15 protein-coding genes are annotated in these 20,144 nt (G+C 53.7%); 9 read left to right on the top strand and 6 right to left on the bottom strand.

Going from position 1 to position 20,144, the window contains the following annotated elements:
• Positions 1–4 precede the first annotated feature (4 nt).
• The 3 genes from gltB (at position 5) to GOB58_RS04775 (ending at position 7,878) form a co-directional block, all read left to right on the top strand.
• On the top strand, positions 5–4,552 hold the full coding sequence (gene gltB, locus GOB58_RS04785; protein ID WP_173559484.1) for a glutamate synthase large subunit: 4,548 nt from the start codon (positions 5–7) through the stop codon (positions 4,550–4,552).
• A gap of 103 nt (positions 4,553–4,655) precedes the next feature.
• On the top strand, positions 4,656–6,512 hold the full coding sequence (locus GOB58_RS04780; RefSeq protein WP_173559483.1) for a M3 family oligoendopeptidase: 1,857 nt from the start codon (positions 4,656–4,658) through the stop codon (positions 6,510–6,512).
• 4 nt (positions 6,513–6,516) lie between these two features.
• Positions 6,517–7,878, top strand: a complete 1,362-nt coding sequence (locus tag GOB58_RS04775) for an ABC1 kinase family protein (RefSeq protein WP_086553412.1) — start codon at positions 6,517–6,519, stop codon at positions 7,876–7,878.
• Positions 7,879–7,902: 24 nt separating this feature from the next.
• Here GOB58_RS04775 and GOB58_RS04770 read toward each other — a convergent pair whose 3' ends face one another.
• Positions 7,903–8,484 carry a hypothetical protein gene (locus GOB58_RS04770; protein WP_086553411.1) on the bottom strand — a complete coding sequence of 194 codons (582 nt, stop codon included), beginning with the start codon at positions 8,482–8,484 and terminating at the stop codon, positions 7,903–7,905.
• A 240-nt stretch (positions 8,485–8,724) separates the two neighbouring features.
• Here GOB58_RS04770 and ispH point away from each other — a divergent pair, with 240 nt between their 5' ends.
• The 3 genes from ispH to rnhA are packed head-to-tail and all read left to right on the top strand — an operon-like array spanning position 8,725 to position 11,180.
• Positions 8,725–9,726, top strand: a complete 1,002-nt coding sequence (gene ispH, locus GOB58_RS04765; protein ID WP_086553410.1) for a 4-hydroxy-3-methylbut-2-enyl diphosphate reductase — start codon at positions 8,725–8,727, stop codon at positions 9,724–9,726.
• Between the two features lie 7 nt (positions 9,727–9,733).
• Positions 9,734–10,708 (top strand): homoserine kinase, encoded by a 975-nt coding sequence (locus tag GOB58_RS04760; RefSeq protein WP_173559482.1) that lies wholly within the window; start codon positions 9,734–9,736, stop codon positions 10,706–10,708.
• The gene (gene rnhA / locus GOB58_RS04755; protein ID WP_173559481.1) at positions 10,692–11,180 is read left to right on the top strand and encodes a ribonuclease HI; all 489 of its coding nucleotides are present in this window, start codon (positions 10,692–10,694) and stop codon (positions 11,178–11,180) included. Before GOB58_RS04760 ends, rnhA begins: the two co-directional genes overlap by 17 nt.
• A gap of 15 nt (positions 11,181–11,195) precedes the next feature.
• On the opposite strand, the gene GOB58_RS04750 is transcribed toward rnhA, so the two are convergent.
• The 5 genes from GOB58_RS04750 to GOB58_RS04730 all read right to left on the bottom strand — a co-directional run bounded on the left by GOB58_RS04750 (position 11,196) and on the right by GOB58_RS04730 (position 16,164).
• On the bottom strand, positions 11,196–12,104 hold the full coding sequence (locus GOB58_RS04750) for a peptidoglycan-binding protein (RefSeq protein WP_086635154.1): 909 nt from the start codon (positions 12,102–12,104) through the stop codon (positions 11,196–11,198).
• Positions 12,105–12,106: 2 nt separating this feature from the next.
• A complete protein-coding gene (locus GOB58_RS04745) occupies positions 12,107–13,165 on the bottom strand; it encodes a flagellar motor protein MotA (RefSeq protein ID WP_086635155.1) in 1,059 nt (352 codons plus the stop codon).
• 32 nt (positions 13,166–13,197) lie between these two features.
• A complete protein-coding gene (locus GOB58_RS04740; protein WP_173559480.1) occupies positions 13,198–13,941 on the bottom strand; it encodes an OmpA family protein in 744 nt (247 codons plus the stop codon).
• Between the two features lie 80 nt (positions 13,942–14,021).
• Positions 14,022–14,837, bottom strand: coding sequence for an NAD kinase (locus tag GOB58_RS04735; protein WP_086553404.1), 816 nt, complete (start codon positions 14,835–14,837; stop codon positions 14,022–14,024).
• Between the two features lies 1 nt (position 14,838).
• On the bottom strand, positions 14,839–16,164 hold the full coding sequence (locus GOB58_RS04730; RefSeq protein ID WP_173559479.1) for a glycosyltransferase family 4 protein: 1,326 nt from the start codon (positions 16,162–16,164) through the stop codon (positions 14,839–14,841).
• A 110-nt stretch (positions 16,165–16,274) separates the two neighbouring features.
• On the opposite strand from GOB58_RS04730, the gene GOB58_RS04725 reads away from it, so the two are divergent.
• The 3 genes from GOB58_RS04725 to thrS are packed head-to-tail and all read left to right on the top strand — an operon-like array spanning position 16,275 to position 20,057.
• Positions 16,275–17,132: a tetratricopeptide repeat protein gene (locus GOB58_RS04725; RefSeq protein ID WP_242005218.1), complete on the top strand. Its 858-nt coding sequence runs from the start codon at positions 16,275–16,277 to the stop codon at positions 17,130–17,132.
• Positions 17,132–18,082, top strand: a complete 951-nt coding sequence (locus GOB58_RS04720; RefSeq protein WP_173559478.1) for a glycosyltransferase family 9 protein — start codon at positions 17,132–17,134, stop codon at positions 18,080–18,082. Before GOB58_RS04725 ends, GOB58_RS04720 begins: the two co-directional genes overlap by 1 nt.
• Before the next feature lie 37 nt (positions 18,083–18,119).
• Positions 18,120–20,057 carry a threonine--tRNA ligase gene (gene thrS, locus GOB58_RS04715; RefSeq protein ID WP_173559477.1) on the top strand — a complete coding sequence of 646 codons (1,938 nt, stop codon included), beginning with the start codon at positions 18,120–18,122 and terminating at the stop codon, positions 20,055–20,057.
• Positions 20,058–20,144: the final 87 nt, after the last annotated feature.

Below are 20,144 nucleotides of genomic sequence, written 5' to 3'. Positions count from 1 at the left end.
TGACATGAACAAGCTCCATAACGCAGACTCGCTGGAAAATGCAGAGACTTTTCTTAAAGAGTGGGACGCCAATGTTCACGCTCTGGAGGGGTTGTATGACCCCGCGGATGAGCGCGATTCCTGTGGCGTTGGCCTGATTGCGGCTATTGATGGTAAGCGTCGCCGTGATGTGGTTGAGGCTGGTATCGCTGCGCTGAGTGCCATCTGGCATCGTGGTGCGGTTGATGCCGACGGTAAAACCGGTGACGGTGCAGGTATTCACGTTGAAATTCCGCAGGCTTTCTTTGCGGATGCGATTGCAAAAGCCGGTGACTATCAGGACGGCAGCATCATCGCTGTTGGTCAGGTTTTCCTGCCCAAAACAGACATGGTCGCTCAGGAACTGTGCCGTCAGATTATTGAAACCGAAATTCTGGCTTTTGGTTACACGATTTACGGCTGGCGTCAGGTGCCGATTGACACCGCCTGTATTGGTGAAAAAGCCAACGCAACCCGCCCTGAAATTGAGCAGATTATGATTCGTAATCTGCCAGGTAAGTCGGAGGATGCGCTTGAGCGTGACCTGTATGTTATTCGTCGCAAAATTGAAAAAGCTGCGATTGCTGCACAGGTTGATCTGTATATCTGCTCACTCTCATGTCGTTCTATTATTTATAAAGGCATGTTCCTTGCTGAGCATCTGACCGAGTTTTATCCTGACCTTCTGGATGAGCGTTTTGTCAGCCGCTTTGCTATCTATCATCAGAGATATTCAACCAACACCTTCCCGACATGGAAGCTTGCCCAGCCTTTCCGCAGGCTGGCGCATAACGGTGAAATCAACACGATTTCAGGCAATATCAACTGGATGAAAAGTCACGAGACACGTCTGTCTCACCCTGACCTTGATCCCTGGATGAACGATATTAAGCCGCTTGTTCAGGCCGGCGGGTCTGACACGGCTGTGCTCGATAACGTGTTTGAGCTGCTTACTTTTGCCGGTCGTGATGCCCCTGCGGTTAAAGCGCTGATGATTCCGGCCAGTGTGGGTGGTCACTCCTGCATGAAGGAGAGCCATCGTGACATGTTCATGTATTGCAACTCCGTCATGGAACCGTGGGACGGCCCGGCCGCTCTGTGTGCTACTGATGGCCGCTGGGTAATCGCTGGTCTTGACCGTTCTGGTCTGCGCCCGCTGCGTTATACGGTGACTGAGAACGACCTGCTGATTATCGGGTCAGAAACCGGTATGGTGCGTGTGCCTGAAAGCGAAGTGGTCGCACGTGGCCGTCTTGGGCCAGGCGAGATCATTGGCGTTGATCTCCACGAGGCAAAACTGTTTGGCAATGAAGAGCTGCTCGATATTCTGGCTGCCCGTCATAAGTTCTCCTCATGGGTTGCCGGTACACAAAAAATCGGTGCGGTTGTCCGCTCTGATGTGACTGAGCCTGTCCTGTATGAGGGCGAAGTGCTGCGTCGTCGTCAGCTTGCTGCCGGTGCAACCCTCGAAGAGCTTGAAGCTATTTTGCACCCGATGGTCGAAAATGCTGCTGAGGCTGTCGGCTCAATGGGTGATGATACACCTCTGGCCGTGCTGTCTTCGCGCTATCGTGGTCTGTCGCATTATTTCCGTCAGGCTTTCAGCCAGGTGACAAATCCGCCAATCGATTCTCTGCGTGAAAGCCGGGTGATGAGCCTGACCACACGTCTGGGTAACCTTGGCAATATCCTCGACCAGTCAGCTGATCAGTGCAAAATGCTTCAGCTGCCCAGCCCGGTTCTGACCTCGGGTGAGTATGAGGCGCTGATCGCATTTTGTGGCAACTCAACGGCTGTTATCGACTGCACATTCCCTGCATCAGCAGGTGAGGGCGGGTTGCGCGAGGCTATTGAGCGTATTCGTCGTGAAGCAGAAGAAGCTGTGCGCGAAGGGTGTACGCATGTCTTCCTCAGTGATGAGAAGCAGTCTGCCACCCGCGCTTATATTCCGATGATTCTGGCAACAGCTGCGGTGCACACGCATCTGGTGCGTCACTCCCTGCGTACGTTTATTTCGCTTAATGTGCGCACAGCGACAGCCCTTGATGTGCATGCTATTGCAGTGACCATCGGAGTGGGTGCAACCACGGTAAACCCTTACCTGGCACAGGAATGTATTGCTGATCGTCATCGTCGTGGTCTGTTCGGCAAGCTGACGCTGCGTGAGTGTGTTGAGCGTTACCGTAAGGCGGTTGATAAAGGCCTGCTGAAGATTATGTCCAAAATGGGCATTTCTATCATCGCTTCGTACCGTGGTGGCTGTAACTTTGAGGCTGTTGGCCTCTCACGTGCGCTGACGGCTGAGTTTTTCCCTGGCATGCCTTCGCGCATTTCAGGCATTGGTCTGTCTGGTATTGAGCGCAATGTGCTCGATTTCCACAAAGAGGCCTGGCACTCAGGCAGCCTGCCTCTGCCGGTTGGCGGGCTATATAAGCTGCGTCGTAAAGGGGAGCAGCATGCGTTTGATGGCAATGTGATTCATTTGCTGCAAACCGCAGTTTCGACCGACAGCTTCTCGCTTTACATGCGCTATGCCGAGGCAGTGAAGGCACAGCCCCCTGTGGCTCTGCGCGATCTGCTTGACTTCCGCCCTGGCCGGACACCTATCCCGGTTGAGGAGGTTGAAAGCATTACCCAGCTGCGTCGCCGCCTGATCGCCCCGGCTATTTCTCTGGGAGCGCTCAGCCCTGAGGCGCATGAGACTCTCTCCATCGCGATGAACCGTATTGGTGCCCGCTCTGACTCGGGTGAGGGGGGTGAAGACCCTGCTCGTGCAAAGCCACGCCCCAATGGTGACAATGCCTCATCTGCTATTAAGCAGGTTGCCTCTGGTCGTTTCGGTGTTACGGCACAGTATCTGAACGACTGCCGTGAGCTGGAAATTAAAATGGCTCAGGGTGCAAAACCAGGGGAAGGTGGTCAGCTGCCTGGCTTTAAAGTGACACAGCTGATCGCTAAGCTGCGTCATGCGACCCCGGGTGTTACGCTTATTTCACCGCCGCCGCATCACGATATTTACTCGATCGAAGATCTGGCTCAGCTGATTTATGACCTGAAGCAGATCAACCCTGATGCAACTGTAACAGTTAAACTGGTAGCCCGTTCAGGTATTGGTACGATTGCAGCCGGTGTTGCAAAAGCGAAGGCTGATGCCATCCTGATCTCCGGCCATTCAGGTGGCACAGGGGCAAGTCCGCTGACATCGGTTAAATATGCTGGTCTGCCGTGGGAGATGGGCCTGGCAGAAGCACATCAGGTGCTTATGCTTAACCGCCTGCGTCACCGCGTTAAACTGCGTGCAGATGGTGGTATCAAAACCGGTCGTGATGTCGTGATTGCCGCGATGCTGGGTGCTGAAGAGTTTGGTATTGGCACAGCAAGTCTCGTGGCTATGGGCTGCATCATGGTGCGTCAGTGCCATTCTAATACCTGCCCGGTTGGTGTGTGCTCGCAGGATGAAGAGCTGCGTAAAAAGTTTGAAGGCACACCGGAGAAGGTTATCAACCTGTTCTCTTTCATTGCGGAAGATGTCAGAAATATTCTGGCTGAACTTGGTTTCCGCAGCCTGAATGAGATCATTGGCCGCACAGATCTGCTGCATCAGGTGTCACGTGGTGCAGACTATCTGGATGACCTCGATCTGAACTCTCTGCTGGTTCAGGCCGACCCCGGCCCGTATGCCCGTTACTGCACGCTTGAAGGGCGTAACGAGGTGCCGGATACCCTCGACGCTCAGATGATTAATGACGCAAAGCCGCTCTTCTCACATGGTGAGAAAATGCAGCTTCAGTACAATGTGCAGAACACACAGCGTGCTATTGGCACCCGTATCTCTTCACTTATTGTGCGTCAGTTTGGCATGAAAACTCTGGTGCCTGGTCATCTGACTGTGCGTCTGCGCGGTTCTGCCGGTCAGTCACTGGGGGCTTTTGCCGTACAGGGGCTGAAGCTTGAAGTGCTGGGTGATGCCAACGATTATGTCGGCAAAGGGCTGTCGGGTGCGACCATTACCGTCCGTCCGTCTCCGTCATCACGTCTGGTCTGGAACCAGAATGCGATTATTGGCAACACGGTGCTTTATGGTGCGACAGCAGGTGAGCTGTTTGCTGCCGGTCAGGCCGGTGAGCGTTTTGCGGTGCGTAACTCCGGTGCGACGGCTGTAGTCGAAGGCTGTGGCTCTAATGCATGCGAATATATGACCGGTGGTACGGTTGTTATTCTCGGGCAGACGGGTGACAATTTCGGTGCAGGCTTTACCGGCGGGATGGCCTTTGTCTTTGATGAGAAAAACAACTTTGAAGACAAAATTAATGCTGACTCGCTGCTCTGGACCCGTGTCACGCAGCCTGAATGGCAGGAGAAACTGCATGCGCTCGTAACGCGTCATGTTGAAGAAACCGGCTCACCCTATGCCACTATGCTTTTGCATAAATGGGATGAGGTTCTGCCTTCTTTCTGGCAGATCGTGCCGCGTGACTACGCACGTATCATCGGTTTTACCTGTGAGAGTGAAGTCGTAAAAAAAAGCGCCTGAAACTGTCATAAAAGCAGGGGCAGGGGATAATCCTGCTCTTGTTTTGGCAGAGTTGTTTTTTCATCCTCTCGCACCCTGCACAAATGCAGTGTAGGGTGAGGGAATGGAACATATAGCGCATTTTTCTCATCTGTCCCGGTTTCCAGCCGCAGCTGCGGAAGCTGATACAGCTCGCAAAGCAGAGACCACGCAGGGAGCAGAAACATCTGCCCTGCCGCGCTGGGATCTTTCTGCTCTTTATAACAGTATGGAAGACCCGCAGCTTGAGCAGGATCTGACCGATGCTCATACCCGTGCCAGGGCTTTTGCTGCCCGCTATCAGGGTAAGCTCGGCGGGTTATCGGGCGCAGAGCTGGCTGAGGCAATTGCGGCCAGTGAAGAAATTGACGAGATTTTAGGCAAAGCCGGCTCTTATGCCTCTTTGTTATTTGCCGCCAATTCTTCTGATGCGGCTATTGCCCGCTTTAGTCAGTCAGTTAACGAGCGCCTGACAGATATTGCAGGTGACCTGCTCTTCTTCACCCTTGAGATTAATAAGCTTGATGATGCTGCGCTTGAGGCAAAGCTTAAAGAGCCTGCGCTGGCGCGCTGGGAGCCATTTTTGCGTGACACGCGCCTGTTTCGCCCGCACCAGCTGAGTGATGAAGTCGAGAAAGTTCTGCTCGAAAAATCCGTAGCAGGAGCACAGGCCTGGTCTCGTCTGTTTGATGAAACAATTGCAGGGCTGCGCGTCACCCTCGATGGTAAAACCATTACTGTAGGCGATGCACTTAACCGTCTGTCAGATGAGAACCGTGCTGTGCGTGAGCAGGCAGGTAAGGCCGTTGGTCAGGTTTTCTCTGATAATATTCGTCTGTTTGCGCTGATTACGAATACGCTGGCAAAAGATAAAGCCATTACCGATTCTCTGCGCCATTATGCCCGTCCCACCTCGTCACGTAACCTGAGCAACATGGTTGAAGACGAAGTGGTTGATGCACTGGTTTCCGCTGTGCGGGCCGATTACCCGCGCCTGGCTCATCGTTATTACAGGCTTAAAGCAAAGTGGATGGGCCTTGATAAGCTTGAGCACTGGGACCGTAATGCTCCTTTGCCTGGCACGCAGGACCGCAAAATTTCGTGGGATGAAGCTAAAGACATCGTACAGAAAGCCTATAGCGATTTCGACCCGCGCCTGGGTGAGGTGATTACAACCTTCCTGACAAATCCATGGATCGATGTGCCACCTGCCGAGGGTAAAAGCCCCGGTGCTTTTGCACACCCGACGGTGCCGTCAGCGCATCCTTATATTTTGCTCAACTATCATGGCCGTACCCGCGATGTTATGACACTTGCGCATGAGCTGGGTCATGGTGTGCATCAGGTTCTGGCCGCGCGTCAGGGCTATTATCAGTCCAGCACGCCGCTGACACTTGCTGAAACGGCCAGTGTGTTTGGCGAGATGCTGACCTTCCAGTCGCTGCTTGATGCAGAAAAAGATCCCGCCCGTAAACGCACTTTGCTGGCAGGTAAAGTGGAGGATATGCTCAATACGGTCGTGCGGCAAATCGCGTTTTACGAGTTTGAGACCCGCCTGCATGATGCCCGTAAACAGGGTGAGCTGCTGCCTGAACAGATTGGTGAAATCTGGCGTCAGGTGCAGACTGAGAGCCTGGGCCCGGCCTTTAATTTCAGCTCTGAGTATGATGTGTTCTGGGCTTATATCCCGCACTTCATCCATTCACCGTTCTATGTATATGCCTATGCGTTTGGTGACTGTCTGGTTAATGCGCTGTACGGTGTGTTCAGTGAAGGCGCACCCGGTTTTGCTGATAAATATGTGACCATGCTCGAAGCCGGTGGCACCCTGAGGCATAAAGAGCTGCTGGCTCCTTTTGGTCTTGATGCCTCTGACCCGTATTTCTGGCGTAAGGGTCTTGATGTGATTTCTGGTTTTATTGACCAGCTGGAACAGGTCTGAGCCAATGGCAGAACGTGATCTTGATAATACCGGCATGTTTGGTGAGCTGCGCCGTATGATGCAGACCACCGGCACAGTCGGGGGCATTGCGGCACGCTATGCAGGTCATAAAATGGGCCTGCGTTCTTCTGGCAGCTCTTATGCAGAAGACCTGAAGGGTGTTCTTGGTGGCCTTAAAGGGCCACTGATGAAGGCCGCTCAGCTTCTGTCCAGTATTCCGGGGGCTTTGCCTGAGGAGTATGCGAAAGAACTGGCAGAGCTTCAGTCAAATGCGCCACCTATGGGGTGGAGCTTTGTGCGCCGCCGTATGGCAGCAGAGCTTGGCCCGGCCTGGGAGAAAAACTTTAAGGCCTTTGGTCGCGAGGCCTCGGCTGCAGCCAGCCTGGGGCAGGTGCATCAGGCCATATTAAATGACGGGCGTCGTGTGGCCTGTAAACTGCAGTATCCTGATATGAAAGCTGCTGTGGAGTCTGACCTGCGGCAGTTTCGCATGGCGATAGGTGTATATCACAAACTTGATAACGCCATCCGTCAGGATAACGTTGTGGAAGAGCTGAGCGAGCGCTTGCGTGAAGAGCTCGACTACACGCGTGAGGCAGCCAATATCCGCCTCTATCGTACCATTCTGGCGGACTGCCCTGAAGTGACTGTGCCAGAACCGGTTGATGAATTAAGTACCCGCCGCCTGCTGACGATGGACTGGGTGCAGGGGCGCAGCCTGAGTAAAGCGATTGATGCCGGGTTGTCAGAAGATGAGAAGAAGAAGATTGCCCGTGCATTGTTTCGTGCCTGGTATCTGCCGCTTTATCGCTATGGTGTGGTGCATGGTGACCCGCATATGGGCAACTTCACACTGCGTGACGATTTTGGCCTGAACCTGTTTGATTTTGGTGCGATTCGTATTTTCAAACCATCTTTTATCAGCGGGAATATCGAGCTGTTTGAGGCATTGCGCACAAAGGATAAAGACCGGGCTGCCGCAGCTTATGAAGCCTGGGGCTTTAAAGACCTCAGCTCAGAGAAAGTGGATGTGCTCAACGAGTGGGCTGGTTTTCTCTTTGGCCCGCTTATGGACGATCAGGAACGTTATATTCAGGATGAGAATAATCCCGATCAGAGCCGTGAGATTCTGAGCCGTGTGCATGAGGGGCTGCAGCGTACCGGCGGTGTCAGCCTGCCGCGTGAGTTTGTGCTGGTTGACCGCTCAGCTGTTGGTCTTGGATCAGTCTTTTTACGCCTTAAAGTGAAGATGAACTGGAGCGAGCTGTTTCGCGAAGTTGTGGGTGAGTATAACGAGCAGCAGCTTGCGGCTCGTCAGGCTGCGGCAATTGAGGCTGCACGCTTTCCTGAAGCACCTGCGGTTTAAACCGCAGGCACAGGTTTTTTTCGCTTAGTAAGAGCGAAAATCAGAACCGGTTTTATGGTTTTTGTTATATTCCAGCTGTTGTTTATTCAGCTGGAAACCCACCTGAAACTGGTAATCAGACGCGATATTTTTGGGCGCAATCGGCAAAGAGACCGTAACGACCTTCGTATCTGTCGTGAAGTTGGCAAGGTTAGCCGGCACGGTAAAAGTATGTTTAAAAATATGTTTATTCACGATTTTGTCACCGTGTAGCACAACGATAAACCATGGCAGGGTTATCGTGCTGTCGCGCAGGGCTGCCCCTTTGGTGATACCAAAACGCAGTGCAATACGGGTTGTCAGCTCTTTCGGGCCGGCTGCAATGCAGTCACCGCGCAGGGTCAGAATGCTTGCGCGTGTCACCAGGTTAGTGAAACTGGGGGTTTTTCCGTCATACAGATAGTAATCGGCTGCTTCAGGCGGAATTTGTGTCACAGGGCAGGCCGGAGCAAATGCCAGTGATTTATCTTCTTCTTCTGCGCAGCCAGATAGCAAAGTCAGCGCCATAAAACCGGCCAGCACCAGATGAGGAGAGAAACGGCGTGAGCGGGTGAGCATGTGCAGCATATGTGAATCCGGATCTGTCAGTCTGGAAGTGAAAACGTAGTGAATGAGTGTTAAAAAGAACGCTAAAAGACTTTGATATGGTATGAGAGTGTCGAAAACGGCTTGCATATGCCCTGTGCTTTGCGTAGGCCATGCCTGCAATAGCCGTGCTTTGTAAAGTTCGGGTGTAGCATCGTTTTATAACAGCCTTTATCATACTCAGCTTCTTCTATACCGTCCGCTGTCAGTTTGGGGAATACCATGCCCGAGGAAACTCAGACCATTACCTTAGCACAGGCAGATAACGCCGCTCATACCAGAACCCTTAAGGTCCTTCTTGCCGGGCCACGTGGTTTCTGTGCCGGCGTAGATCGTGCCATTCGTGTAGTGGAGGAAGCCATCCGCCGCTATGGTGCCCCTGTTTATGTCCGGCATGAAATCGTACATAACCGCACTGTTGTTGAAGAGCTCGAAGCACAGGGTGCCATTTTTGTTGAGGAACTTGATGAAGTTCCGGCTGATGGCCATGTTGTCTTTTCAGCTCATGGTGTGCCTAAAACCGTGCCTGCCGAAGCTGAGCGCCGTAATCTTTTGTATCTCGATGCGACCTGCCCGCTGGTGTCTAAGGTTCACCGCGAGGCCGAGCGTCACTTTGCCGGTGGTGGCCCTGACAGCCGCCATATTCTGATGATTGGCCATGCCGGCCACCCTGAAGTGGTTGGCACAATGGGGCAGCTGCCTGCTGGTGCTGTCACACTGATTAACGATGCTGAGGAAGCCCGCACGGTTCAGCCTGCTGACCCGGCACGTCTGGCCTTTATTACGCAGACCACGCTCTCAGTTGATGATACGGCTGAGATTGTCGAAATTCTGCGCGAGCGCTTCCCGCTGATCGAGGGGCCTAAGCGTGAGGATATCTGCTATGCCACAACCAACCGTCAGGAGGCTGTAAAAGCGATTGCGGCTGAATGTGACCTGGTGATTGTTATTGGCTCGCCCAATTCTTCCAACTCGCAGCGCCTGCGCGAAGTGGCTGAGCGTTCAGGTGCACGTCGTGCTCTGCTCGTGCCGCGCCAGTGCGACCTTGACTGGACAGTGCTCGAAGGGGTGAACACCCTGGGTATTACCGCAGGTGCTTCTGCGCCTGAGGCTTTGGTTCAGGAAATGGTGGCGGAGCTTGCTAAACGCTATACCCTTCAGATTGATGAGCGCATTGTAAAAGAAGAAAGCGTTATCTTCCGTCTGCCGGCACCACTCGGTTAAGGCGCAGATGGCTGTTTATACGGATGTCAGTGATGAAGCTCTGACCGCTTTCCTCGCAGACTATGCACTCGGAGACCTGACCGAGTGCCGTGGCATCGCAGAAGGGGTTGAAAACAGCAACTTCCTTTTGCGCACCACCCAGGGCCAGTTCATTCTGACGTTGTATGAAAAGCGCGTTAATGAGCAGGAGCTTCCCTGGTTTTTAGAGCTGATGCAGCATCTGGCCACGCAGGGCGTTGCCTGCCCGCAACCGGTTGCTGATAAGGCCGGGCAGATGCTGAAAGTTCTTGCAGGGCGCCCGGCAGCAATTACCACTTTTTTATCGGGTGCCTGGCCGAAAGTTATCCATCAGTCTCACTGTCGTCCGCTCGGGCAGGTGCTCGCCCGCCTGCATCTGGCCGGGCAGAGCTATGCACCGCTTCGGGTTAACGGCCTTGGGCCGCAGGCCTGGCGGCCCTTACTGGCAAGCTGTGGCACCGCGGCTGACGATGTGCTGCCTGGCCTGACAGATGAGATTGAAGCCGCCCTGGCACGTATTCTGCCATTCTGGCCAGGTGCTGACGGGCAGCCTGATCTGCCGCGCGGGCAAATTCATGCGGACCTGTTTCCTGACAATGTTTTCTTCCTTGAGGATGAGCTGTCAGGGGTAATTGACTTCTATTTCGCCTGCTCTGATCTGCTGGCTTATGATATTGCAATTTGTCTCAACGCCTGGTGTTTTGACGCTGAGGGCCGGTTTAATGCCCGCTTTGCTCAGGGTATTCTTCGTGGCTATGAAGAAGTCAGACCTCTGGCCGTGGCTGAGAAAAAAGCTTTGCCTGTGCTTGCACGTGGTGCGGCGATGCGTTTTTTACTTACAAGGCTGTATGACTGGATCAATACACCGGCAGACGCCCTGGTCACACGGAAAGATCCGCTCGATTATCTGAAGCGTCTGCGCTTTCATCTGGCAAGGGAGACACTTGATGGATATGGACTCTGAGATGGGTTCTGCTCCTGAGCAGGATGTTGTTGAAATCTGGACGGATGGCGGCTGCCGCCCGAACCCTGGTCCTGGCGGATGGGGTGTTTTGCTGCGCTTTAAAGGCAAAGAAAAAGAGCTTTCAGGTGGCGAGGCAGAAACCACCAATAATCGCATGGAGCTGACAGCAGCGACCAGAGCGCTTGAGGCTCTTAAACGCCCCTGTATTGTCAGACTGCACACAGACAGCGAGTATGTGCGCAATGGCATTACACGCTGGCACACCGGCTGGGTGCGTCGTAACTGGCGTAACGCAGCGGGCGACCCTGTTGCTAATATGGATTTGTGGCGTGAGCTGCTGGCTGCGGCCAAACCGCACGATGTGTCATGGCACTGGGTTAAGGGGCACTCGGGTGTGCCTGAAAATGAGCGTGTTGATGAACTGGCGACACAGGGACGTATTGAGATAGAAAACGCGATGACGTCTTCATAAAGAAGACGTCTTTTTTTATCGCTCGGTCAGACGAAACTCAATGCGCCGGTTACGGGCATAGGCTTCTGGCGTGTCGTTGTTGTCGACAGGCTGATATTCAGAAAAACCAGTAGCTGCCAGATGTGCCGGGCTTACACCCTGCGCGACCAGAAGTTTAACTACCGTGATGGCGCGGGCACTGGAAAGTTCCCAGTTACCAGGGAAGGCTGTGTGCACAGGCTGGCGGTCGGCATGGCCGTCCACGCGCAAAATCCATGGCACACTGGCCGGAATATGTGCCGTTACTTCCCTGAGGGTCCGGGCAAGAGTTATGATTTCTTTCCGGCCTGCCTCTGATATATCAGCACTGCCAGGGGGAAAGAGAAGTTCGCTTTGAAAAATAAAGCGATCGCCGGTTATGTGCACGCCCTTCTGGTTGTGCAGTACACTCTGAAGACGATCGAAAAACTCTGAGCGGTAGTGACTGATCCCCTGTGCTTTTGTACCCAGAGCGTCGTTGAGTTTTTTCGTAAGGTCAGAAATCTGAGTATCGTTTTCTGAGGCAGCCTGTCCGGCTGCTGCAAGATGCGTGTTGAGCTCACTGACTTCATCATCCAGGCTGCTGATCTGGTTCTGATCTGCGATTCTGAGGGCAGCAAGTGCTGCGGCATCTGCATCATGCTGGCTTTGCAGGGCAGAGACCGTGGTGCTGAGGGTATCGTTAAGCATATGCTCAGACTGCACCTGCTGAGCGAGGGCCGTTGTGCGCCCCTCCAGGCCTTCAAGTGCATGCTGTCTTCTGCTGAGTGCGGCTGAGAGCAGTGTCTGCCCCACGACAAAAATGAGCAGAACAAAAATAACGACCATCAGCAGGGTAGAAAGCGCATCAACATAACCTGGCCATGCGTCTGGCCCGGTATAGGGTTTTCTGCGGCGGCGGGCCATGGTCAGTGTTTTTCCTGGTCTGAGGTTATACCGTCAGTGCTTTTTATCCGGGCCAGAACACGCAGGCTGTCTTTGAGCTCATTTGTCATCTGAACGCGCCCGTCATGATTGTTTTGTATGATCTGCTCAAGCCGTTGCTCTATGCTGCGCAGAATATCTGCCTGCCCGGCAGACCGTGACATTTGTTCCGTCAGCCTGACCAGCTGCGTCATTTCATATTCACGCTTTGCCTCGCTGGCACGTATGATTTGCTGCAGTGCTGTGAGATTTTCAGCCGTCTGTTCGAGCAGTGCCTGCGTGTAAGCGGGGGCAGGGTCGGCAGCTACAGTAGTGGTGGCTGCAGCAGCCGGTGTTGTGTTTGTATATATTGTCTGCTCGGTCAGCCATTCTTCCAGCTCGTTAAAAAATCGGTTATTGGCCTGCCCGGCTGTGAGGTCGAGAAACCCAACAATCAGTGCACTGGCCAGCCCGAAAAGTGAGCCTGAAAATGCCGTGCTCATACCATGCAGTGGTTTTGCCAGGTTGGTTTTGAGCTGCTCGAACATGGCATCAAGGGCATTACCATTGACTGACATGCCCGAAATAACATCAGCAATTGACGCAACGGTTAGCAAAAGACCGTAAAAAGTGCCCAGCAGACCCAGAAAAATAAGCAGGCTTGTCAGGTAGCGTGATATTTCACGTCCTTCATCCAGTCGCCCTGAAACCGAATCAAGTAAAGCCTGTACGGTCAGGGCAGGTAGTTTTGTGTGCTGTCCGTTATGGTATTCGTTCAGTCTGAAAGCTGTTGCCAGCGGTGTCAGCAGCGGAGGTGGTTTGGTGTTTACGAGGCTGGTGCGGGTTTGCTTACGGGCTTCAACCCATCTGACCTCAGCTGACAGGCGCAGGGTCTGAACGATGTTCCATATAACACCAGTCAGCAGAATGGCTGCAATCAGGCCATTTAACAGAGGGTTATAGAAAAAAGCTTTGTAAAGCGGTTCCCACAGTATGGCTGCCCCGGCAACCACACAGGCAAGAAACAAAGCCATTCTGAGGCAATAACGTGACGGGCGGGACATCCTGCAAAAATCCTGTCTGGTTTAATAAAGGGTCAGGAAGGGTCATTCCCGGATTGTGAAATCTCAATAAAATCCTGGGTGCCGGCCTGGTTTCCTTCGCTGTCGTGGGGAATGCCAATAACCCGCAGGTAAATACGCGTTGAGGGTATACCAGCATTCATTAACACACTGCGCGCTGCCAGACCGCGTGAGAAAGCCATGCGGCGTGGCAGTGAGGGGTCATCAGTCGCAGCTGAACTATATGCGTTGATCAGCGCCTGCTTATAGGGGTTTTCTGCCAGTTTCTGCCCGAAAGTCAGAATAGCCTGGTGTGTTACCGGGTTCAGATCTGCTGATTTGGGAGCAAATGTAACCCGTATCCCGTTTTTAATCTCAGTGACTTTACCTGCAGCTTTAAGCTGAACAACCGGCTGTGGCGGAATAGGAAAGGGGTGCAGCTCAATATTGGGGGGTGTTGTCAGCTGCGGGTCAGGTGGGGGGGCCTGAGGAATATCGGGTATTGTTGTTTTGACTGCGGGCTTAGATGTTGCCGGCACGGCTGAGCCTGTCGCGGAAGAATTATTACTTCCGGTTGCCTGCGCCGGCGCGGCCGCAGGTTTTTGCATGCGCCTGGCAGGCGGTGCATGCCGCGAGGGGGGCGTGCTGTGCTGTGCCTGTGTCTGGAGTGTGTCGAGAATCTCGGTATTCGTCGTGACCTGAGCATAGGCCGAGGCAGCCGGCAGCGCAAAAGCAGCGCAGAGTGCAGGCAGGACAGAGAAAGAAAAAGGATTACGCATCAGGAATATATCGACCCGGAAAAACTATAACGGTGGTATCAGAGCGCCATACTATCACATCAGATGTCAAATATGTGGCATCATGACGAAAACTGTTCAGCAACTATGCGCTCAGAGAGCGTTTGTCCGGGGTCAAACAGCACGGTGACTTTTTGACTTCTGTCTTCATGAACATCAACAGCGACAACATTTCTGATTTCCAGTGAATCAGCAACGGCTGCAACCGGACGTTTCTCATGCTCCAGCACACTAAAGCGCACATGGGCAGTTGATGGCAGAAGTGCCCCGCGCCAGCGTCGCGGACGGAAAGGGCATATAGGTGTGAGAGGCAAAAGATTGCCTGACAGAGGCACAATAGGACCGTGGGCGGACAGATTATAGGCTGTTGAACCGGCCGGGGTAGAAATCAGCGCTCCGTCACAGATCAGCTCATGCAGGCGCACATGTTCATCAACGTCGATACGGAGCTTTGCTGCCTGTCGTGTCTGACGAAACAAAAAAACATCATTCAGGGCGAGTGCATGAGTGACTTCTCCGGTGTCGGAGACTGCCGTCATATACAGGGGGTTGAGTTCAGCCGCCTGCGTGCGGGCCAGTCGTTCAGGCAGATTGTCCTGCTGCAAAGGGTTCATCAGAAAGCCGACAGAGCCACAGTTCATACCATAAACGGGGGTCGATAAATCAGCATCGAGTACTTTATGCAGCGTTTCGAGCATGAAGCCGTCTCCCCCCAGGCAGACAATAATATCAGCCTGTTCGAGAGAGACGTTACCATAATGCTGCGCCAGGAGGTCACGGGTCTGGCTGGCGTTATCAGTCGGGGCAGCCATAAAGGCAATGCGCTCAGGAACAGGACGCAGAGCCGGTGTCGGCATGGCAGGCGTAAGGAAGGTCATGTCAGAACTCTGCGTCGGAGGGATGGAAAGACGTATTCTCTGACACATGTGCTGTGTGTTGCCCAGGGTGCGCCAGCTGTGAAAAGTAATTTTTCACAGAAAGTTCTCCCTGTTCGGCCTGTTGCCGGGCTGTGTCTGCCATCGTGTGTGAGAATGTTTCTGCCAGATGGGTCCCAAGGAGCTCATCATACGTGCCAAGTGTGGCATGCTGCATATTCAGAGTTGTATAGTTAAGCAGCACGTCATTTCGTGCAGTCTGCCCCATAGAGGCACGCCCTTCGGGAGAAGCTTCGAGAACAATCCGGAGCGCATCTGCAAGTGCGACATCATCGCCGGGGGGGATAGCAAGGCCTGTCAGGCCGTTTCTGACGGTTTCGAGGGCGGCTCCGTGGGCTGTAACAATAACAGGGCAGCACATAGCCTGTGCCTCAACGACAACGCGGCCAAAGGGTTCGGGGCGCAGAGAGGGCACAACCACCACAGTGGCCATAGCAAAAGCAGCGGGCATATCGCTGCAGTGCCCCGTAAAAAAGACATCGTCAGTCAGGCCGGATTTTTTTATCAGGCCCAGTAGTTTTTTTTCAAATTTATTCTCAGGTGAACCTGTTCCTGTAAAAAGGCAGCACCACTGCAGGTGAGGGGCCTGTTTTCTGAGGTGGCACAAGGCCTGGAGCAGAAAAGCCTGACCTTTCCATTCGGTCAGACGACCGGGGAGGAGGATAATATGTTTATCAGGCGGTATGTTCCACTGCTCGCTCAGGCTGTGTACCCGCAGTCCGGAGACGGCTTCAGGGGTGAACTGTCTGATATCGGCACCACGGGGAATAATACGCAGCTGATCGGGTGTAAGGTTATATTCAGAGGTTAATTTTTGACCAATATGCCGACTGATCGCTATAACTCTGTTACCGCGTGCAAGCACGGCATTGTAACGATGTTTGCCAGGAAAGTCAGAGTTATGCACGCCGTGCCATGTTGTGACAAACGGGGTTTGGGTACGCCGGCAGGCAAACCAGGCTGTCCATGCAGGGATGCGTGAGCGGGCATGCACCAGGCTGACTTTGTGTTCTTTAATAATCCGGGCAAGAATACGCGCGTTATGCAAAACCGAAACGGGTGATTTTTTGCCGCAGTGAGGAAGGACAATATGAGTTGCCCCCGAGTGGGTGAGTGCCGGCACCAGCTGACCACCTTCGCTGACAACAACAGCCTTCGCGCCGGCCTGCTGGATAGCAGAGGCTATTTCCAGAGTTCCCCGCTCTATACCACCCTGGTTCAGGGCTGGCAGGATCTGCAGGATAACAGGCGGGGGCTTTTGATCGCTCATACGATTCTGTTAGCATGGTTTTTCTCAAATAACCTACTGTTACAGCGGTTACTTCCTGCCTTTTATGTTTTGTCTGTGAGGCAATTTTGTTTGCAATATTTTAAAGGGTCATGATGCAACGTTCTTTCGCCTCAGGTTTTTTTCTGGCTTTTCCTGTATTTTTGTTAACTTTTCAGGTGACTGACAGCGCCCGTGCTGCCGCAGCTGAAGGGGGTAACTCTGTGGCACCTTCGCATCAGCTGACAGAGAAAAGTAAAGCCCTCTCTGAGGCGGTCTGGTCGCCTGCAAAGTGTGATGTGATGACGGGGGATGATCCCTATGGTGCACGTGATTACGCCCAGGACTGGCTGAAACATAATGGCGGCAGACCTGCGCTGCATTGCTTTGCTCTGGCTCAGATGTCTGTGGGAGAAGAAGTGGCGGCGGCAAAAATTTTAAACGACCTTGCACGTAATGGACCATTCTCCGGCCCGGACAGTTCTGACGGGCAGAGAGCGGTTATTGCCTCAGAGGCGGCACAGGCCTGGCTTGCGGCCTCTCAGCCGTCAGAGGCGGTGACGATCGCTGATTATGGCCTTTCCCTGCAGGGCGCAGACATGACCCTTATGCTGCTCAGAGCCAGAGCTCAGCTGATGATGGGACATTTTGACGTTGTGGCGCGTGATCTGGGTGCGCTGGTTGCCCGTACGCCTCAGGTAAGTGCTGAGACCTATATGCTTCTGGCTTCTGCTGAACGCAGGGATGGACTGTTGCCCCAGGCCCAACTGCATATCGCCCGTGCTGCTGAGATAGCACCGCAGGATTCGGCTGTGTTGCTTGAACGCGGTATTATCCGCGGCCAGGCCGGTGATTTCTCAGGGGCCCGCAGCGACTGGCAGCAGGTTATTGAGCTTGCTCCCGATACACATGATGCGGATCTGGCCCGGCAGGACCTCGCCGTGCAGGCTGCTGACCCTGATATGCCCTGATGCAATACGTTACTCATCGGCTGCCTGCTCCCGCAGAAGAAAATATTCTTATTATCCGGCTTGGTGCTCTGGGTGATTTTGTGCAGAGTTTCGGGCCGTTTCAGGCTATCCGTGAAGCACATCCCCAGGCGCATATTACGCTTCTTACGACAAAGCCTTTTGTTGCTTTTGCGAGGCCTGCTCCCTGGTTTGATGCTGTTCTGACCGATGAACGTCCACGCTGGAGTAATCTGAAAGGTATGATGCAGCTGCGCCGCCAGCTGCGCGGTTATGACCGTATTTATGATTTGCAGACATCGGGGCGTACAGCGCGTTACTTCTATCTGGCAGGGCAACGTCACTGGTCAGGGCATGTACCCGCCGGGACATTTTTTCATGCTAACCCCTGGCGTAATGACATGCACACTGTGCCGCGCCAGCGTGATCAGCTGCGTATGGCAGGCATAGCTGATGTGCCATTGCCGGATATCAGCTGGCTTCAGGGCATGAAAGACCCGGCACGACAGGCGCCCTATGCGCTGATTGTACCGGGTGCTTCACCCCACAGGCCCGAAAAACGCTGGCCTGCCGCGTCTTATGGTGAGCTGGCCCGGCATCTGGTGAGGACGGGAATTACACCTGTCGTTGTCGGAGCCGGGGCAGATAAAGCGCTGGCGGCAGAGATTTGTGCGCTGTGCCCCCAGGCGGAGGATTATACCGGCAGGACGACACTGGCAGAACTTGCTGCGCTGGCAGAGCATGCCTGCCTCGCAGTGGGTAATGATACAGGGCCGATACATCTTGCAGCAATGATGGGGTGTGAGTGTATAGTGTTGTACTCAGCCCACAGCAGTCCTGCTCTGACAATGCCCCTGGGGCGCAGAAACGGACAGGTGCAGGTGCTTTCTGAGCCCGACCTGGCACGTCTGAGTGTTGGCAGGGTTGCAGAGGCTCTCATGAGTCGTCATTAAACAGTTTTGAACCTTTTTGATATTTCGGAGTTTTCCTATGCCCGCCATTACCCTGCCAGACGGATCCGTACGTAGTTTTGACGGGCCGGTGACAGGCACAACCGTCGCTGAGTCAATTGGCGCAGGGCTGGCCCGGGCTGCGCTTGCCATGGAGGTCGATGGGAAGCTGTGTGACATCAGCCGTGAAATTGTGGCTGATGCTGGTGTACGCTTTGTTACCCGTAAAGACCCCGAAGCCCTTGAGCTGATTCGCCACGATGCGGCCCATGTGCTGGCTGAGGCTGTGCAGTCTCTTTTTCCTGGTACGCAGGTCACCATCGGCCCTTCTATCGAAAATGGCTTTTACTATGATTTTTACAGAAATCAGCCATTTACGCCTGAAGACTTCGCCGCCATTGAGCAGCGTATGAAAGAGATTGTGGCTGAGGCTGAACCTTTTGTGCGCGAAGTCTGGCCACGTGATCAGGCCATTGCCTTTTTTGAAGAAAAAGGAGAGCGCTTTAAGGCTGAGCTGATCCGTGACCTGCCGGCAGGTGAGGATATCTCTGTCTATCGTCAGGGTGAGTGGCTTGATCTGTGTCGTGGGCCACATTTGCGCACCACGAAAGATGTCGGTACGGCATTTAAGCTGATGAAGGTTGCCGGTGCATACTGGCGTGGTGATCATCGCAATCCCATGCTGACCCGTGTGTATGGTACTGCCTGGCGTGACCAGAAAGAGCTTGATGCGCACCTTCACCAGCTGGAGGAAGCCGAGCGTCGCGACCACCGTCGTATCGGCCGTGAAATGAGCCTCTTTCATTTTCAGGAAGAAGCCGTGGGTCAGGTTTTCTGGCACCATAAAGGCTGGCGTTTATATACTGCGCTGCAGGATTACATGCGTCGTGCGCAAACCCGCCATGGTTATCAGGAAGTTAAAACCCCGCAGCTGGTGGACCGTGGCTTGTGGGAGGCTTCGGGCCACTGGGATAAATACCGCCACCACATGTTTATTGCCACGGTTGAGGACGAAGACAAAACTCTCGCACTCAAACCCATGAACTGCCCTTGCCATGTGCAGATTTTCCGTCATGGCCTGCGTTCTTACCGTGAGCTGCCCCTGCGTATGGCCGAGTTCGGGTCATGCCACCGTTATGAACCATCAGGTGCGCTGCATGGTCTGATGCGTGTGCGCGGCTTTGTGCAGGATGACGCTCATATTTTCTGCACGGAAGATCAGATTGCTGATGAAACCGTTAAGTTCGTAAAAATGCTTTATGAGGTTTATCAGGATCTCGGCTTTGAACATGTTCGGGTTAAATTTGCTGATCGCCCTGAAGAGCGGGCTGGTAGCGACGAAACATGGGATAAAGCAGAGAGCGCTTTGAAAGAGGCCTGCCTGACAGCCGGTGTTGAATATGAGCATAACCCGGGTGAGGGGGCATTCTATGGTCCTAAACTTGAGTTTGTTCTGCGCGATGCCATTGGGCGTGACTGGCAGTGCGGCACGCTTCAGGTTGACCTGGTTTTGCCAGATCGTCTTGATGCTTCGTTTATCGGTGAGGATTCTGCCCGTCATCGTCCGGTTATGCTGCACCGTGCGATTCTGGGCTCGTTCGAACGTTTCCTTGGTATTCTGATCGAGCAGCATGCAGGGCGTTTCCCGCTGTGGCTGGCACCTGTGCAGGTGGTTGTGGCATCTATTGTCAGTGATGCGGCCCCGTATGCAGAGGAAGTAGCGGCTGCGCTGCGTGATGCTGGCCTTTCAGTCGAGGCAGATACACGCAACGACAAAATTAACGCCAAGATTCGTGAGCATAGTGTTGCACGTGTGCCGGTGATTCTTGTTGTTGGCCGTCGTGAGGCTGAGCAGCGTACCGTTGCGATGCGCCGCCTTGGCAGCCAGGATCAGACAATGGCAGGTTTAGAGGAGATTGTTCAGCAACTGAAGGCTGAGGCAACACCACCAGACCTGCGTAAGAAAAGCACACATTGAGTAAAACAGTAAAAAGTGAGAGCAGGATTCGCGCTTTTCTGGGCTGTGCTGCTTGAAAAAAAGCGCAAAATTGCGCACATTGCTAAC

It is taken from the genome of Acetobacter thailandicus, assembly GCF_011516655.1.
Classification (GTDB): domain Bacteria; phylum Pseudomonadota; class Alphaproteobacteria; order Acetobacterales; family Acetobacteraceae; genus Acetobacter; species Acetobacter thailandicus.
Note: the sequence above shows the minus strand (reverse complement) of the source record. Positions and strands in the feature narration are given on the sequence as shown.

Bases quoted from the DNA above. Each gene is read 5' to 3' on its own strand.
- thrS (WP_173559477.1), top strand. From the start codon at position 18,120: ATGCCCGCCATTACCCTGCCAGACGGATCCGTACGTAGTTTTGACGGG.
- GOB58_RS04770 (WP_086553411.1), bottom strand. From the start codon at position 8,484: ATGCTGCACATGCTCACCCGCTCACGCCGTTTCTCTCCTCATCTGGTG.
- GOB58_RS04735 (WP_086553404.1), bottom strand. From the start codon at position 14,837: ATGACCTTCCTTACGCCTGCCATGCCGACACCGGCTCTGCGTCCTGTT.
- GOB58_RS04775 (WP_086553412.1), top strand. From the start codon at position 6,517: ATGGCAGAACGTGATCTTGATAATACCGGCATGTTTGGTGAGCTGCGC.
- rnhA (WP_173559481.1), top strand. From the start codon at position 10,692: ATGGATATGGACTCTGAGATGGGTTCTGCTCCTGAGCAGGATGTTGTT.
- GOB58_RS04725 (WP_242005218.1), top strand. From the start codon at position 16,275: ATGATGCAACGTTCTTTCGCCTCAGGTTTTTTTCTGGCTTTTCCTGTA.
- gltB (WP_173559484.1), top strand. From the start codon at position 5: ATGAACAAGCTCCATAACGCAGACTCGCTGGAAAATGCAGAGACTTTT.
- GOB58_RS04760 (WP_173559482.1), top strand. From the start codon at position 9,734: ATGGCTGTTTATACGGATGTCAGTGATGAAGCTCTGACCGCTTTCCTC.
- ispH (WP_086553410.1), top strand. From the start codon at position 8,725: ATGCCCGAGGAAACTCAGACCATTACCTTAGCACAGGCAGATAACGCC.
- GOB58_RS04730 (WP_173559479.1), bottom strand. From the start codon at position 16,164: ATGAGCGATCAAAAGCCCCCGCCTGTTATCCTGCAGATCCTGCCAGCC.
- GOB58_RS04745 (WP_086635155.1), bottom strand. From the start codon at position 13,165: ATGTCCCGCCCGTCACGTTATTGCCTCAGAATGGCTTTGTTTCTTGCC.
- GOB58_RS04740 (WP_173559480.1), bottom strand. From the start codon at position 13,941: ATGCGTAATCCTTTTTCTTTCTCTGTCCTGCCTGCACTCTGCGCTGCT.
- GOB58_RS04780 (WP_173559483.1), top strand. From the start codon at position 4,656: ATGGAACATATAGCGCATTTTTCTCATCTGTCCCGGTTTCCAGCCGCA.
- GOB58_RS04720 (WP_173559478.1), top strand. From the start codon at position 17,132: ATGCAATACGTTACTCATCGGCTGCCTGCTCCCGCAGAAGAAAATATT.
- GOB58_RS04750 (WP_086635154.1), bottom strand. From the start codon at position 12,104: ATGGCCCGCCGCCGCAGAAAACCCTATACCGGGCCAGACGCATGGCCA.